Below are 15,559 nucleotides of genomic sequence, written 5' to 3' on the forward strand. Positions count from 1 at the left end.
TCAGGAACGCTCTGTGATACGGCCGAACAGGCCTTGTGGACGCACCAGAAGCATGACGATCACCAGGAAGAAACCGATCATGTCGCGCAGCTCATTGCCGAGATAGCCCGACACCATGGCCTCGATGATGCCCAGCAGCAGGCCCGCCGTGACCGCCCCGCCCACGCTGCCCATACCCCCCAGAATGACCACTGTGAAGGCCTTCAGAACCAGCATCGAGCCGGAGGTGGGCTGAACCATGAACACCGCGGACATCAGCCCACCCGCAATGCCGGCCAGCGCCGCACCCACGGCGAAGGTGACGACGGACACGCGCCGCACATGCACCCCGCTGATCTGGGCCACCATGGGGTGTTGCGCCATGGCGCGCAGCGCCCGCCCTGTCCAGGTGTAACGCAGCACCAGCATCAGGATGCTGACCAGCACGAGGGTGGCCAGCACGATGAGCACGCGCTGGCCTGTAAGGAAGACCGGGCCGATCTGGAATGCAGTCTGTGCCATGCCATCGAGGCGCAAGGTCTGGGGCTGGGCACCGAACACGAGCAAGGCGCCATTCTGCAGCAGGACCGACAGCCCGAATGACGCAATGATCGCGTTGGTTGCATCCTTGCCGGCCAGCGGCCGGAACACGATGCGTTCGGACAGAATACCGAACAGGCCCAGGGCCACCGCCACGATCAGGAAGGTGGGCAGCAGCCCCCAGCCCAGAAAATAGGCGGCAGTGACTGCGGCGTAGCCCCCCAGCATGTAGAACTCGCCATGCGCGAAGTTCACGACACCCAATATGCCGAAGATCAGGGTCAGGCCCACCGCCACCAGGACGTAGCCTGACCCGTTGACCACACCATTGGCCAGGAACTGCAGGAACAGGTTGAAGCTATCCATTGCACACAGGAACGTCAGTCAAATGGCAGCCATTCTCGTTTGCCGTTCTTGACGATGGCCAGACCGATCTTGAAAGGCACGCTGCCCTGCGCATCGAATTTGGCCGTCGTGTCGGCTGGCCCCTGCACCAGAGGAAAGTCATCCATGTGCATCAGCGCCTGCTGAATGGCCGCGCCATCGGCCTTGCCGGCCCTGCGTACGGCTTCGATCAGGACGTTCATGGAGTCGTAGCCCAGCGCACTGTAGACATCGGGCTCTTTGTTGAACTGGGCACGAAAGCGCTCGGTGAAGGCCTGGCCCACCGGGTTGGGGGTGGACGGCTCGAACATGGAAGACACAGCAAAGCCCTCGGAAGCCGGCCCGGCCAGTTCGATGAGTTTGTCGCTCATCATGGAACCTGAGCCCACCAGTTGGGTGTCCATGCCGACTTCGCGCGATTGCTTGATGATCTGCGCGCCGGCATCCATGAGCCCCGCCATGTAGATGGCTTCGGGCTTCTGGGTGCGCAGCTTGGTCAGCACCGAGTAGAAATCGCGTTCGTCGGGATTGTAGGTTTCGATGGCGATGATTTCACCGCCCGCGGCCTCGACATCCTTCTTGAGCTGATCGGCCAGCGAAGAGCCATAAATGGAGTTTTCCTGGATGATGGCCACGCGCTTGGCACCCAGTTTGTGGACGATGTCTTCGGCCGACTGGCGGGCCTGCTCGACGCTGCCCGGAAAGGCGCGGAAGAACCAGGGGTCGCCAGGTTCGTTGGCATCGGTGACATTGGACGATGTGGACCCGGCCGACACCATGGGGACATGGAACTCACGGGCCACCTTGGAGGCTGCCAGGGCGACGGCACTGACGTAGGTGCCGCTGATGCCCACCACGCCGTCGGATTCGATCAGCTTGCGCACCGCGGTGACGCCCTTCGTGGACGAACCCTCGTCATTTTCGATGAACAGCTCGACCTGTTTGCCCAGCACCCCGCCCTTGGCATTGGCCTCTTCTGCGGCAAAGCGCACGCCTTCGATGATGGATGTGCCCGCCAGCGCAGCGGGGCCCGACAACGGCAGCATCACGCCCAGTTTGACCGTATCCTGTGCGGCCGCGGGCGCGGCCATCAGGGCGCACGCCAGCCCGAGGGCCCCGGCACCCGCAAGCGCTCTTGAAAAGATCCTGTACATGTCAGCTCCTATTCTGATGACCTGTGCAAACGATGAATTCTTTGTATAATTGCATTGCGATTGAGTATATCGCAATACGCTCACTGTAACCTCAGTACACGCAGCATAACCGTTCTTCCGCATTGTTTTCAAGCTGTCCGGGCTGGGGATTCCACCTACGCGACCAGCCTGCAATCACGCGGCAAAAGCCCGGAAACCCGTTCCCCATCCATCCATGGCAACCAACAATTCGCTGTACGTATTCTCGCTGGCCAAGGCTTTCAAGCTTCTCGAGGCGTTCTCCCATCACGGCGGCACCCACGGCCTCACACTGAAGGAACTGGCCGACCTGGCCGGTCTGGATCGCAGTTCGGCCCAGCGCATGGCCTACACACTGGTCGAACTGGGATACCTCGAACGCGCCGACAACCGGGCGTATGTGCTGGGCAAGAAAGTGCTCGAACGCACGTTCGATTTCCTGCGCACGCATCCCCTGATCGAGCGCGCCACCCCGGTGCTCGTAGACCTCCAGAAAGAAGCCGGCGAACGCGTCGATCTCAGCCTGTTCGATGATCTGTCCATCATCTATGCCCTGCGCCGGCAGTCGAAGCGGCAGACTTTTTTCGCCACCCTCGTTGGGCGACGCATTCCCACCTATGCGTCTTCGGGGGGGCGGGCCATCATGTCACACCTGCCCGCTGACCAGGTCGATGACATCCTGGCGCGCTCCACCCTGAAACCAATCACTGCCAAAACGAACACCGATCCAGCGCGCATCCGCGAACTGGTCGCCCAGGCCAAGGTGCAGGGCTTTGCGCTCGCCATAGAAGAATCGCTGCGCGGCGAAATCGTGTTGGCCAGCGCCGTGCTGGGCAATGCCCGGCAACCCGTGGCAGCGATCCATATTTCAGGCTCCTGCGCCGAATGGACGGCGGATGAATTCGTGCGGCGCTTTGCGCCCCTGGCCATGGCGGCATCCAGGGCCCTGTATGGCGGCGCCTGAACCGACTGCAGACCGGCCGCCGGCACGGAAGCGCATGAACCAGACGGCGCTGGCGCACGATGGTCGTGCCCATGGGGCCGTCCGGGAGAAGGCCCCGACCCGGGGAAGACCCCGATTGAACGCGCAAATGCCCGACTGGAAGGTATGCCGCTTGATTCGCACTGAATTTGGCACTAAAATGCAGGGCTTGGCCAATTTTTCGTTGGCCCGTTTTGGCATTTCAATTATCAGGAAACCCCCATGTACGCGGTCATAAAAACCGGCGGCAAACAGTATCGTGTATGCGCCGGCCAGAAACTGAAGATCGAACAGATACCGGCTGACATCGGGCAAGAAATCTCGCTTGACCAGGTGCTGTCGGTTGGCGAGGGCGAGAGCCTCAGGCTTGGCACGCCCTTGGTCGATGGTGCAGCAGTCACGGCAACCGTTCTTGCACAAGGCCGTCACGACAAGATCAAAGTCTTCAAGATGCGCAGGCGCAAGCACTATCGCAAGACCCAGGGTCATCGTCAGAATTACACCGAAATCCGCATCGACACGATTGCGGCCTGATCGGTCACCAGGAGTCCATCATGGCACACAAGAAAGGCGGCGGCTCTACACGCAACGGTCGCGATTCCGAATCGAAACGCCTGGGCGTCAAGGTCTACGGCGGCCAGCAGATTTCTGCGGGCGGCATCATCGTGCGCCAGCGCGGCACGCAATTCCATCCGGGCGTCAACGTCGGCATCGGCAAGGACCACACCCTGTTCTCGCTGGTCGATGGCACGGTCCAGTTCGGCATCAAAGGCGCCCTCAACAAGCGCACGGTATCGGTCAGCCCAGGCAACTGAACGCCTGCCGGCCCTCGGCCGACACAACGTGCACGCGCCGGCATCAGGGCCCTGCCACATGGCAGGGCTTTTTTCTTCAGAATGATCGGCACACCCGCAGTCCACCTTGCGTGTGGGGGTACTCAAGCATGAAATTCACAGACGAAGCCACCATCGAAGTCGTTGCCGGCAGGGGCGGCAATGGCGTTGCCAGTTTCCGGCGCGAGAAATTCATCCCCAAGGGCGGGCCCGACGGTGGTGATGGCGGGCGCGGCGGCTCTGTAGTGGCGGAAGCCGACCGCAACATCAATACCCTGATCGACTACCGTTACGCGCGCCTGCACCGGGCCAGAAACGGTGAACATGGGCGTGGCTCCGACCAGTATGGCGCCGGAGCCCCGGATGTCATCCTGCGCATGCCGGTGGGCACGGTCATCACCGATGCCGACACCGGCGCCGTCATCTGCGACCTCGACCACCACGGTGCACGGGTCACGCTGGCCGCCGGCGGTGCCGGCGGTCTGGGCAATCTGCGCTTCAAGTCCAGCACCAATCGGGCGCCACGCCAGTTCACGCCGGGCCAGGAAGGCGAACAGCGCCGCCTGAACCTCGAACTGAAACTGCTGGCCGATGTGGGGCTGCTGGGTATGCCGAATGCGGGCAAATCCACGCTGATTGCCCAGGTGTCCAATGCACGGCCCAAGATCGCCGATTATCCTTTCACCACCCTGCACCCCAACCTTGGCGTCGTGCGGGTATCGCCCGCACACAGTTTCGTGATCGCCGACATTCCCGGACTGGTTCCAGGGGCCTCCGAAGGCGTGGGTCTGGGGCATCAGTTCCTGCGCCACCTCGGGCGCTGCCGGGTACTGCTGCATCTGCTCGACGTGCATTCGCCCGATCCGGAGGTCGACGCCTGCGCACAGGCCGTACAGGATGCGCAAGCCATCGTTCGCGAACTGGGCCATTACAGTGCCGAACTGGCGGCCAAACCGCGCTGGCTGGTCCTCAACAAAATCGACATGGTGGCCGACCCAGCCGCAGTGCAACAGCGCATCTGCAATGATCTGGGCTGGCAGGGGCCGGTATACGCGATTTCCGCACTCACCGGCCAAGGAACGCAGGTGCTCATGCGCGCGCTGCAGTCATGGCTGGACCAGCAGCGGCAGGATGAGCAGCGGCAGATCGAACAGCCTGTCGATGCCGACCCGCATGCCTCGAACGATCCCGATTCACAGACCGAACCATGAAGTCACCCCCTCATCGAGACACGCCGGGCTCGGTCGTGCGCGATGCGCGCCGCCTGGTCATCAAGGTCGGATCCACATTGGTCACCAACGAGGGCCGCGGACTGGACCGCCAGGAAGTCGGTCTGTGGGCAGCCCAGATCGCCAGTCTGCACGCCAGTGAACGGCAGATCGTGCTGGTGTCCAGCGGCGCCATAGCCGAGGGCATGGTGCGGCTGGGCTGGCCACGTCGCCCCCGGAGCACGCCGGAACTCCAGGCTGCAGCGGCGGTCGGCCAGATGGGCCTGGCGCAGGCTTACGAAGCGGCCTTTGCCCAGCACGGTATCCGTACGGCGCAGATTCTCCTGACACACGACGATCTGGCCGATCGCCACCGATACCTGAACGCCCGCAGCACGCTCAACACCTTGCTGGCGCTGGGCGTGGTGCCGATCGTCAACGAAAACGACACCATCGCCACCGACGAGATCCGGCTGGGCGACAACGATACCCTGGGTGCGCTGGTCACCAATCTGATCGAAGCGCACGTGCTCATCATCCTGACCGACCAGGACGGCCTCTACAGTGCCGATCCACGCAAGGATCCGCACGCACGCTTCATCCACCATGGCCAGGCGGGTGACGCGACCCTCGAAGCCATGGCGGGCGGCTCGGGCAGCACGATCGGCACGGGCGGCATGCTGACCAAGGTGCTGGCGGCCCGGCGGGCGGCCAACAGCGGCGGGCATACCGTCATTGCCTCGGGCCGTGAGCCGGATGTCCTGCGCCGCCTGGCTGCGGGCGAGCCGGTGGGCACCGAACTGCGGGCTGCATTGCCCCTGCGTTCGGCGCGCCAGCGCTGGATGGCCAACCATCTGCGCCTGCGTGGCCGCATCACGCTCGACGCAGGTGCCGTGCGGGCCATCACGCGGGGACACCGCAGCCTGCTGCCCATCGGGGTGATCGCGGTAGAGGGCGAGTTCGGGCGCGGTGACGTGGTTGCCTGCGTCGATGAACACGGGGTCGAATGCGGGCGTGGCCTGATCAATTATTCCTCGGCCGAAACGGCCCGCATCCTGCGCCAGCCCAGTGCGAAGATTGCCGGCATCCTCGGGCACCTGTCGGACCCTGAACTCATACACCGCGACAACCTGACCATTACGCGCACACGCAGCGTCATTTCTGCGCCGGAATGAACAGGGTTTCCTTGACCTCTTCCATGACCACGCAGCTCTTGGTCTGGGTCACCCCTGGCAGACGCAGCAGGATATTGCCCAGCAGGTTGCGGTACTGGCTGATTTCCTTGATGCGGGCCTTGACCATGTAGTCGAAGTCGCCCGATACCAGATGACATTCGAGCACTTGTGGAATGCCCAGGATCTCGCGGCGGAAATCGTCGAAGGTGCGCTCGGACTTGCTCGACATGCTGATTTCGACAAAGACCAGCAGACCCGCATCCAGCGCCTGCGGTGCGACACGGGCGTGGTAGCCTGTAATGATGCGCTCGCGCTCGAGGCGGCGCACCCGCTCGATGCAGGGGGTGACCGTCAGACCAACGGCATCGGCCAGTTCGGTCATGGTCAGGCGCCCGTTCTGCTGCAGCAGATCCAGAATGCGCCGATCGATTCTGTCGAGCCCCTGGCCTGAAGTTTTATATACCCGCATCCTGTGATGTACCGGCCTGCCACTGCCTTGCCATCCGGGATACCGGCAGCAGCGTGTCAGACGCCGGGGCAGAAGAATGAGCAAATGGCAGTCATTGTAGCGCCGTACATATGAAAAATACGCACCTTGCCATGTGTTTTTAACAAAAACAAGAAATTTTCATTAAAAATTAACCATGAATTTTGCGTATCATCATTAAATCACACAGGAGGCAATATGAAAGTTCTGGTATTGGGTGCCGGGGTCGTGGGGGTGACCAGTGCCTGGTATCTGGCACAACAGGGTCACGACGTCACCGTTCTCGAACGCGAGCACGACGTGGCTGAAGAAACCAGCCACGCCAACGCCGGGCAATTGTCATTTGGATACTCGTCGCCCTGGGCCGCGCCAGGCATACCGTTCAAGGCCTTCAAATGGCTGTTCGAAGCCCACGCGCCCCTGGCGATACGCCCTGACGGCAGCCTGTTTCAGATCCGCTGGATGCTCGAAATGTGGCGCAACTGCACACCGGCCCGCTACGCCGTCAACAAAGAGCGCATGCTGCGCCTCTCGGCCTACAGCCGGCAGTGCCTGCATGCTTTGCTGGCAGACACCGGCATCGACTTCGAACACCGCTGCAAGGGCACGCTGCAGGTGTTTCGCGACCAGAAGCAGCTCGATGCGGCACAGCGTGACGTACAGGCGCTCAATGATCTCGGCGTGGCCAACGCACTGCTCACCCGCGAACAGCTGGCCAGCGTCGAGCCGGCCCTGGCGCATGTCAGCCACAAGCTGGTGGGCGCTCTGCACACCCCCGATGACGAAACCGGTGACTGCAATCTGTTCGTGCACCACCTGGCTGAACTCGCCCGCCAGCATGGGGTGCAGTTCCGCATGGGTGAAACCATCCGCTCGCTGCACGTGGCCGGCGGTGCCGTCAGTGGCGTGCAGTGCGTCTCGGGCCTCGTCCAGGCCGATGCCTATGTCGTCGCCATGGGTTCGTGGTCACCTTTGCTGCTGCGCGGCGTGCTCGACGTCCCCGTCTATCCCATGAAGGGCTATTCGATCACGGCCGATATCACCGACGCCGAACGCGCACCGGTTTCCACCGTACTCGACGAAACCTACAAGATCGCCCTGACGCGCTTCGACAACCGCATCCGGGTGGGCGGCATGGCCGAAGTGGTGGGCTACGACACCCATCTGAAACCCGCCCGCGAGCATACCCTTGAAATGGTGCTCAACGACCTGTATCCCGGCAGCTACCGGCCAGGAGACCTGAATTTCTGGACCGGCTTGCGGCCCAAGACCCCGGACAGCACGCCAATCGTGGGGGCCACGAGCCTGCCCAACCTGTTTCTCAATACGGGCCACGGCACGCTGGGCTGGACGATGGCATGCGGCAGCGGGCGCCTGCTGGCCGACATCGTGTCAGGCAAACCCACTGAAATCAGGCATGACGATCTGAACCTGAGCCGATATGGCAGGGGTGGCTGAATGCAAACTGGCAGGCTTGGGCTCTCTGATTGGAAACAGGCCTGGCGATAAGCTCAAGCCAGACCCTGAGTCAGTCCATTGCAAGCAAGGCTTCTTCAGCAATTGCGAGGGCTGATGTCAACCCAGGCGACTCGATACCGTAGAGATTCACAAGCCCTGAGACCCCATGTTGGCTGACGCCCTGGATCAGGAAGTCAGCTTCTGGTCCACTTGGACCGTGCAGCTTTGAGCGGATACCAGCATAATCGGGGTACAGCGAATCGTCAGGCAGGTCGGGCCAATATTGGCGAATGGCTTCATAAAACCTGCTGACACGCGTCGGATCTACGGCATAGTCAATGCCCTCAACCCACTCGACGTCCGGACCGAAACGGGCTCGACGATTCAGATCCAATGTCAGATGTACACCCAGGCCTCCAGATTCCGGGATGGGGTAGATCAGGCGCGAGAACGGGGCCTCACTCCTTAGAGCGTAGTAGTTCCCCTTGGCAAACCAGATCTTTGGAATCGATAGAGCAGGGATACCTTCGATCGAGCGCGAGACTGCAGTAGCCTGCAGACCCGCACAGTTGAATACGTGGCGGGCCCGAATCTCAAAACTTGAACTGTCACTGTGGGGAGCGCTGCCACTCAGACACAGCCGTATTCCTTCGCCATTGTGGGCGCTCCCACCCTCTACTCTTGTGTACAAGGCAAGTACGCCGCCAGCCGCTTCCAGATCCCCCAGAAGGGCCATCATCAGGCCATGACTATCCACGATGCCCGTGACTGACGATTCAATGGCAGCCAGACAACGTAAGGCCGGTTCCAAGCTTCGAGCTTGCACCCCATCCAACAGCTGGATGCCCGTCACTCCATTCGCTTTACCGTTGCGAACCAACGCATGCAGTACCGGCAGTTGCCGTTCATTGGTGACCACAATCAATTTCCCACAACGCCGGTGAGAAACACCATGCGACTCGCAGTAGGCGTACAACAGACTACGACCGCGCACGCACAAACGCGCTTTCAGGGATTCTGGGGCATAGTAGATACCTGCATGGACCACCTCGCTGTTGCGTGAGCTGGTGCCCGTGCCTATTGTTGCCGCGGCATCCACAAGTATCGTTTCCTGACCATTGCGCGCGCAAGCGCGTGCAACGGCCAAGCCCACCACACCAGCGCCGATTACGACGCAATCAACAAGCTCGCTCATCAGCCAGCGCCAGTTACCATGCCAGGTGAAGCTTGATCCAATGCGGTTTGTCGGCTAGGCGCAAGCGCCTGTGTCGCCAGGATTTCGTACGGTCCTGCATAGGCCTGCTCCCATCGTCGGCGTGTCGGCTGCATATGATCGACTACCAGTTGCTCCAGAGCTGCACGGTCCTGAGTCTGGATAGCGTGGATCATGGCAGCATGCTCTTCGATCGCCTGGTCCAGCCAGCTGGCGTCCGTAATGCCATAGGAACGGATAGGATTGGACCGCTCGGCATAGGCGTGGATGGCCCGACACAGTTCGGTATTGCTGCACAGCGAGAAGAGCTGAGCGTGGAATTCGTCGTTCAAGGTATGGATCAGATACTTGTCTGCGCCCACGCTGACGGCGGCCACATATCTGACATGGATTTCCTTCAGCACATTGAGTTTCTGCGGAGAAACTGGAAAAGGCATGATATGTGCCGCATTGCGCTGCAATAGTGCCCGCATGTGATACACCTCATCCACCTCCCGTGGCGTGAAATCTTTCACGCGTGCCGATCGTGATCGGACTTTGGTAGCCAGCCCCATCGCCACCAATTCCTGAATTGCTGATCGCACCACATGCCGCTTGGCCTCAAAGCGCGCCATGAGGGTGTCTTCAAGAATTTCCTGATTGGGTCTCATACGCCCGAAAATGATGTCCGTCTCCATCCGGGCAACGATCTCGCCGACCAGCGGCGAGAGCTTGATTCTGTTGGTCATTGTGCAATGGCTCGAGATCATGTGGGCCTGACCATAAAGGCTTTCCACATTTTATATTGATATAACAATTGATAATGTACCTTATCTGGTGTAAAGACACAATATTCCCATAGACTACTTGAGCATAAGCAATCATAAAAGCCCTCGTACACATGACCGGATAAGTAATTACCCCATCATCCGGCACAATTGATTGCGACGTGAAAATATCAATAGTATTATTGATGATGAGCATGGACCGTTCTGGGCTGCTTGTCCGGGCCGCTGGTCATGGAGTGGCCACGGGCCGTTCCCAAACTGATAGCGATATCACCAAAACATAGTGAGACTAACGTGAAGCCTAGTACCAATTTCAAGCACCTTGCTGCGTTCCTGCGCAAGAAGAAAGTCATCCTGTCGTGTGCGTTACTGTCCTGCGTCATGGGCATGCCCGCCTATGCCGATCTGCTGCAGGACATCAAGGATCGGGGCTATGTGCGTGTAGCCACGGAAGCCCGTTTCACACCTTTCGAATTCATTGAGGATGGCAAGGTCGTCGGCTATGATTTCGACCTCCTTGCCAAAGTCCTCGAAGCCTTGCCAGGGATCGAACTTCGCATCAGCGACTTGCCATGGCAAGGCGTACTGCCAGCCCTGACCCAGGGCAAGGTTGACTTCGTGGTCGCAGCGGCATCCCCACTGGAGTCACGCCGCAAATTCTTCGACTTCACCATACCTATCGCTGATGCCAGCCTGGCATTCGTAGTACGCGCCGACGAGCAGAACATCAAGCAGTCCGCTGATGTGGTCGGCAAGATAGTGGGATCACAGTCGGGAGCCAGCCAGATCTTTGATACCGAAGCCTACGACAAGGAGCTCATCAAGGAACACGGCAAGGGTATGGCACAGATCAAGGGCTACGTCAGCTTCGACGAAGCCTACGCCGACCTGCTGAACCGCCGGGTGGATGCCGTGTCGCAATCCCTGCCCAACCTGCTGTTCGTCCAGAAGCAGCACCCCGACAAATACAAGGTCATCACACCGCCCTTCGGGCAGCAAGCCTACTTCAACTGGGTCGTGCGCAATGACGATGCGTCCAAGAGCCTGCTCGAGTTCCTGGACGGAGAGCTCAAGAAATTCAATCATGACGGCACCATGAACCAACTGCAGGAAAAGTGGTTCGGTTACGCGATGAACGTGCCGGACTACATCCCCCGTTATCAATAGGGTGAACATGAAAGATACCGCCCCGGTCATCGAGGTGATGAAGGTCAGCAAGGCATTCAATGGTGTCAAGGCGATCAATGATATCTCCATCAGCATCGGCAAATCAGAGGTCGTCTGCATCATCGGCCCATCGGGATCGGGCAAGAGCACCTTGCTCAGGTGCATGAACTTCCTCGAGGAATACGACTCGGGCGAGGTCAGGATTCTGGGGAAATTGCTGGGGTACCGCAAGGCTGCTGACGGCAGCCTTGCCAGGGAAACTGAGCGGAATATCGATCTGGTGCGCAAGCCGCTGGGCATGGTGTTCCAGCATTTCAATCTGTGGCCCCACATGAGTGCTCTGCGCAACGTCACCGAGGCGCTGCGACTGGTCAAGAAAATGGATCGCACCCAAGCCGAAACCATCGGTATGGATATGCTGCAGATGGTCGGCCTGGCCGACAAGGCTCACGAATACCCCGGCAAACTCTCTGGCGGCCAGCAGCAACGGGTTGGTATCGCTCGTGCGCTGGCCCTTGAACCCGAAGCGATCCTGTTCGACGAACCCACATCTGCCCTGGATCCGCAACTGGTGGGTGAGGTACTGACAGTCATGAAAAAGATCGCCAACGAAGGTGTGGCGATGGTGGTCGTGACCCACGAAATGGGTTTTGCTGCCAAGGTGGCTGATCGGGTTGTCTTCATGAGCGAAGGCAAGATCGTAGAGATGGGGTCACCACTGAATATCTTCAAAGAACCCAGGAGCACGGAGTTACGCACATTTCTTTCTTCCTGGGTTGAACGCAATTCACTATGAATAGGAGCGAAACATGTCCCGCCAAGAAAATCTGTCCATCGTACCAGCCCGCAAGGGTAAGGCCGTTCGCCTAAGTAAAGGTCAGGGCCTGAAGATTCTGAATATTCATGGCCATCAGGTTGTGGATTTCTGGGCGTTCAACGCCGACGATCCCAGCGAGTTCATATCGCTCGAGCACACCCGCGCTGACAACCTCAAGTACTACGCTTCGGAAGGGGATCCGCTGCTAAGCAACCGCAGGCGCCCGGTAATGTATTTCGAGAAGGATACTTGGGGTGGTCGTCACGATACGCTCATCGCCGCCTGTGACACCTATCGGTATCAGGGCCTGGGCTGCACTGATTACCATGAAAACTGCACAGACAATCTGCATGCAGCACTGCGGGCCATCGGTGTAAACGGAACCGAATGCCCAAGTCCCCTGAATATCTGGATGTTCTTTCCAGTCGATGAAGAAGGCGGGATCATCAGGGGTGCCCCCAAGGGGATCCAGAAGGATGACTATGTAATCCTGCGGGCAGCCATGGATTGCATCGCTGTGATGTCCTGCTGCCCCATGGATGTGTTCGACATCCACGGCGGTGGAGCAAAACCGGCGGATGTCGCTTACGCCATCATTTCTTGATGGGTATTCCGGTCAATGCCATTGCCATGATGACCATACCCTTCCGCATCGCGTCGATGGTACCACCTCGCACTGATCAGTCATGATATCCAGCTACGAGGCGGTACTTTCCCACTTGCCCTTCCTTCTCATGGGCATCCCCGTCACGCTCGGCGTGTCCCTGACCGCAATCGTGCTCGGATCAATCGGCGGCATGCTTCTAAATCTGATGATGCTGACCCGCAACCGATCAGGCCGCTATCTGGCACGCGCCTACATCAGCATATTCAGGGGCACTCCCGTCCTCCTGCAACTCCTGGTCGTGTATTACGTACCGGGTTCAATGGGTTTCGATATCAAACCCTTCCCAGCTGCCATGCTGGCACTGGCTCTGAACACCGCTGCATACCAGGCCGAGATCTACCGCGGTGGCTTCAGCCTGATACCGAAGGGGCATATGGAAGCTGCCAAAGTTCTGGGCATCAGCCATACACAGGCCTTTCTACGCATCCAGGTCCCCCAAGTCTACCGACTTGTGATGCCTTCGCTGTTCAATGAGTTGATCCTGGTGCTCAAGGCCTCATCCCTGGTCTCAATCATTTCGGTGGTCGATCTCACGCGCAGGGCTCAGGAAATTGTCTCGGCGACCCAATTGCCCATCGAAATCTACATCATCACAGGGATCATCTATATTCTCATCAACATGGCAATTGCCAGAATAGGGCTCAGGATCGAGAAGACAATGGGGGTCTACAACCGATGATGAACCTGATTCACTTCTATATGGAGAACGGTGCAGATCTGCTGCAGGGCTTTTGGTACACAATTCAGCTGTGTTTCCTGGGTGTGCTTGGGGCCGCCATTTTTGGGGCGATTATTTTCCTGCTGTCGACCATCAAGCTAACTTTCGTCACGTGGCTGTATCGCTTGTACGTGGACTCTGTGCGTGGCATCCCGCTGCTCATCCTGCTCTTCCTGCTGTACTTTGCCGGACCACGCGTGGGCCTGCTGCTTTCCGCCTATATGTGCGGCGTTGTCGGTATCATCGTGTATGGCAGCGCCTACTTCTCGGAGATCTACCGCGCCGGGTACGCGTCAATCCCAACAGGCCAAATCGAAGCTGCACGATGCCTGGGTATTGGTCGAAGGCATATTCTCTTCCGGATCCGACTGCCCTACATGTCCTCGCTCCTGCTTCCCCAGGTTACCAACCAGGCGATCGTGTTGATCAAGGAATCCGCTGTCCTGTCTGTCATTACCGTGCACGAGCTCACATTCGTAACCGGGGACATCATCAATCGAACCTATGAAGTGGTATTACCCTACGTGGCAGCCGGTTTGCTGTACTGGATCTTCGTACAGGCTGTCGATACTATTGGGCAGTTCGCTGAACGGTTCACGCATTCAAGCCGAATTTACTGAACGACGCTCGTTTCGACGACCTTGGGCGTACAAATCAGAGCACCTTGCTACGTTGTCAATCCTTAACCCATGAACCCTAAACCCACACATACCCGACATCGCTCAGCGCCTTGATGGGCGGCGCACCCAGGTGCGCCTGCCGGGCGCGGGCCCGCAGCCGGCTGAACTGATGCCGCAGGCTGGCAGAATCCGCAAACCGCAGCCGCGCCCCCTGCGCAGCCTGCCGTAACGCCTGCTGCAGGATATCGACGTGCGCCACATGACCCGGCGCGGCAAACAGCACCTGCAGCAGGGCCCGCTCGGGCACTGAAAGCCGCATTTGGTGCCCCGCATGGCTGAGCCACCAGCCGTTTTCGCTGAGCTGCCAGCCATCGATCATTTGCGCATGCGACGCCGCCCGCGTACGGGTGGACATCTGTACGGCAAGCACGGCACCGAGCCAGTCGGGCCTGGCGTCGCGTGGCAGGATGCATGCGATGCCCACGCGCAGCAAGGCCTTGTACTCGCCCAGGTGACCGTGCTGCATGCCCGCGAGCAGGCACACATCAGCGCCCGCCGCCTGCAACTGGCCAGCCACGCAGCAGTTGGACACCACATCGGCCAGCAGCACCAGCGCATCGGCGCGGCTGGCGATGGCCAGCCAATCGGACGGTAGCGCCTGAACGGTCGGCCAGACCTGCGCCGCCTGCTGCGCCAAAAAAGGATAATGCACATTGCCGGGCGGGCAGAGCGCCAGGACAACGGGTGCATTCACACCAGGGACAGGATCTGGGCGGGCCTGTTCGTGCATGCATGGCTCCAAGAAACAGCCCGATCATATTACGAATGCAATATTGACAACACCCCTGTGGCACTGGTTTTTAGTCCAATGGCGGTGTGAATACCTTTGGCGAACGACTCCGATATGCGCGTGAGCTGCGCGGCATGTCCCAGAAGCAGCTGGCAGATGCCTGCGGCCTGTCCCAGAGTGCAATATCCAGCTACGAAAGCGGCAGTCGCAAGTCTGCCCAGAAGCTGCTGATCATCGCCAGCAAGCTGGAAGTGGATCTCTACTGGCTCAGCCGTGGCACGGGGCACGTGTTTCCAACCGGGCAGTCGCGCTTGGCCATGGGTGAATCATGGCCGTTTCCATCGGTACCACCGGATCAGATCATGGCCTTGTCGGAACATGATCGCCTGACTGTGGAAAAGACCCTCAAGACCTTGATCGACAGCCTGAGACTGCGCCAGGCTCACCGCGACTGAAGGCCCACCGTAAAATGCACCGACGCTGAAGGCCCACCGCACGATACGCCGGCACTGAATCCTCGCCGCAAAAAAGACCACCGGCAGGAAAACACCCCGGACAGCCCCTGCGTCTGTACGAGAGCCT

General features: G+C 59.7%; 18 protein-coding genes. 12 read left to right on the top strand and 6 right to left on the bottom strand.

All coding sequences use genetic code 11. The annotated features are described in order from the left end of the window. A complete protein-coding gene (locus WCY17_RS04185) occupies positions 1-885 on the bottom strand; it encodes a branched-chain amino acid ABC transporter permease (RefSeq protein ID WP_372700915.1) in 885 nt (294 codons plus the stop codon). A gap of 14 nt (positions 886-899) precedes the next feature. Next, positions 900-2,057 (bottom strand): ABC transporter substrate-binding protein, encoded by a 1,158-nt coding sequence (locus tag WCY17_RS04190; protein WP_372700916.1) that lies wholly within the window; start codon positions 2,055-2,057, stop codon positions 900-902. Positions 2,058-2,271: 214 nt separating this feature from the next. Between WCY17_RS04190 and WCY17_RS04195 the strand changes: the two genes are divergently transcribed. From WCY17_RS04195 to proB, 5 genes are all read left to right on the top strand, one after another. Next, positions 2,272-3,039, top strand: a complete 768-nt coding sequence (locus WCY17_RS04195; RefSeq protein ID WP_372700917.1) for an IclR family transcriptional regulator — start codon at positions 2,272-2,274, stop codon at positions 3,037-3,039. Between the two features lie 240 nt (positions 3,040-3,279). Further along, positions 3,280-3,591: a 50S ribosomal protein L21 gene (gene rplU / locus WCY17_RS04200; protein WP_372700918.1), complete on the top strand. Its 312-nt coding sequence runs from the start codon at positions 3,280-3,282 to the stop codon at positions 3,589-3,591. 20 nt (positions 3,592-3,611) lie between these two features. Next, positions 3,612-3,872, top strand: coding sequence for a 50S ribosomal protein L27 (rpmA, locus tag WCY17_RS04205; protein WP_372700919.1), 261 nt, complete (start codon positions 3,612-3,614; stop codon positions 3,870-3,872). A 128-nt stretch (positions 3,873-4,000) separates the two neighbouring features. Continuing rightward, on the top strand, positions 4,001-5,101 hold the full coding sequence (gene obgE / locus WCY17_RS04210; RefSeq protein WP_372700920.1) for a GTPase ObgE: 1,101 nt from the start codon (positions 4,001-4,003) through the stop codon (positions 5,099-5,101). Beyond that, positions 5,098-6,273, top strand: a complete 1,176-nt coding sequence (gene proB / locus WCY17_RS04215) for a glutamate 5-kinase (RefSeq protein WP_372700921.1) — start codon at positions 5,098-5,100, stop codon at positions 6,271-6,273. Before obgE ends, proB begins: the two co-directional genes overlap by 4 nt. On the opposite strand, the gene WCY17_RS04220 is transcribed toward proB, so the two are convergent. Further along, complete coding sequence (locus WCY17_RS04220; RefSeq protein WP_372700922.1) at positions 6,254-6,742, bottom strand: Lrp/AsnC ligand binding domain-containing protein; 489 nt, start codon at positions 6,740-6,742, stop codon at positions 6,254-6,256. The two genes, proB and WCY17_RS04220, sit on opposite strands and share 20 nt — an antisense overlap. Before the next feature lie 216 nt (positions 6,743-6,958). Between WCY17_RS04220 and WCY17_RS04225 the strand changes: the two genes are divergently transcribed. Then, a complete protein-coding gene (locus WCY17_RS04225; RefSeq protein ID WP_372700923.1) occupies positions 6,959-8,218 on the top strand; it encodes a D-amino acid dehydrogenase in 1,260 nt (419 codons plus the stop codon). A 70-nt stretch (positions 8,219-8,288) separates the two neighbouring features. Here WCY17_RS04225 and WCY17_RS04230 read toward each other — a convergent pair whose 3' ends face one another. Continuing rightward, positions 8,289-9,413, bottom strand: a complete 1,125-nt coding sequence (locus tag WCY17_RS04230) for an NAD(P)/FAD-dependent oxidoreductase (RefSeq protein ID WP_372700924.1) — start codon at positions 9,411-9,413, stop codon at positions 8,289-8,291. Continuing rightward, the gene (locus WCY17_RS04235; protein WP_372700925.1) at positions 9,413-10,159 is read right to left on the bottom strand and encodes a GntR family transcriptional regulator; all 747 of its coding nucleotides are present in this window, start codon (positions 10,157-10,159) and stop codon (positions 9,413-9,415) included. The genes WCY17_RS04230 and WCY17_RS04235 overlap by 1 nt, the downstream gene beginning before the upstream one ends. 333 nt (positions 10,160-10,492) lie before the next feature. Here WCY17_RS04235 and WCY17_RS04240 point away from each other — a divergent pair, with 333 nt between their 5' ends. The 5 genes from WCY17_RS04240 (at position 10,493) to WCY17_RS04260 (ending at position 14,187) form a co-directional block, all read left to right on the top strand. After that, positions 10,493-11,365, top strand: coding sequence for a transporter substrate-binding domain-containing protein (locus WCY17_RS04240; protein ID WP_372700926.1), 873 nt, complete (start codon positions 10,493-10,495; stop codon positions 11,363-11,365). A 7-nt stretch (positions 11,366-11,372) separates the two neighbouring features. After that, positions 11,373-12,161 carry an amino acid ABC transporter ATP-binding protein gene (locus WCY17_RS04245; RefSeq protein WP_372700927.1) on the top strand — a complete coding sequence of 263 codons (789 nt, stop codon included), beginning with the start codon at positions 11,373-11,375 and terminating at the stop codon, positions 12,159-12,161. A 13-nt stretch (positions 12,162-12,174) separates the two neighbouring features. Beyond that, positions 12,175-12,786, top strand: coding sequence for a DUF1989 domain-containing protein (locus WCY17_RS04250; protein WP_372700928.1), 612 nt, complete (start codon positions 12,175-12,177; stop codon positions 12,784-12,786). A gap of 82 nt (positions 12,787-12,868) precedes the next feature. Next, positions 12,869-13,528 (top strand): amino acid ABC transporter permease, encoded by a 660-nt coding sequence (locus tag WCY17_RS04255; RefSeq protein WP_372700929.1) that lies wholly within the window; start codon positions 12,869-12,871, stop codon positions 13,526-13,528. Next, on the top strand, positions 13,525-14,187 hold the full coding sequence (locus WCY17_RS04260) for an amino acid ABC transporter permease (protein WP_372700930.1): 663 nt from the start codon (positions 13,525-13,527) through the stop codon (positions 14,185-14,187). The genes WCY17_RS04255 and WCY17_RS04260 overlap by 4 nt, the downstream gene beginning before the upstream one ends. A gap of 76 nt (positions 14,188-14,263) precedes the next feature. Here the strand turns inward: WCY17_RS04260 and WCY17_RS04265 are convergent, their stop codons facing one another. Continuing rightward, positions 14,264-14,977, bottom strand: coding sequence for a hypothetical protein (locus WCY17_RS04265; RefSeq protein ID WP_372700931.1), 714 nt, complete (start codon positions 14,975-14,977; stop codon positions 14,264-14,266). An 86-nt stretch (positions 14,978-15,063) separates the two neighbouring features. Between WCY17_RS04265 and WCY17_RS04270 the strand changes: the two genes are divergently transcribed. Further along, the gene (locus WCY17_RS04270) at positions 15,064-15,432 is read left to right on the top strand and encodes a helix-turn-helix domain-containing protein (protein ID WP_372700932.1); all 369 of its coding nucleotides are present in this window, start codon (positions 15,064-15,066) and stop codon (positions 15,430-15,432) included. Positions 15,433-15,559: the final 127 nt, after the last annotated feature.

Source organism: Castellaniella sp. (assembly GCF_041677825.1).
Taxonomy (GTDB): domain Bacteria; phylum Pseudomonadota; class Gammaproteobacteria; order Burkholderiales; family Burkholderiaceae_B; genus Castellaniella.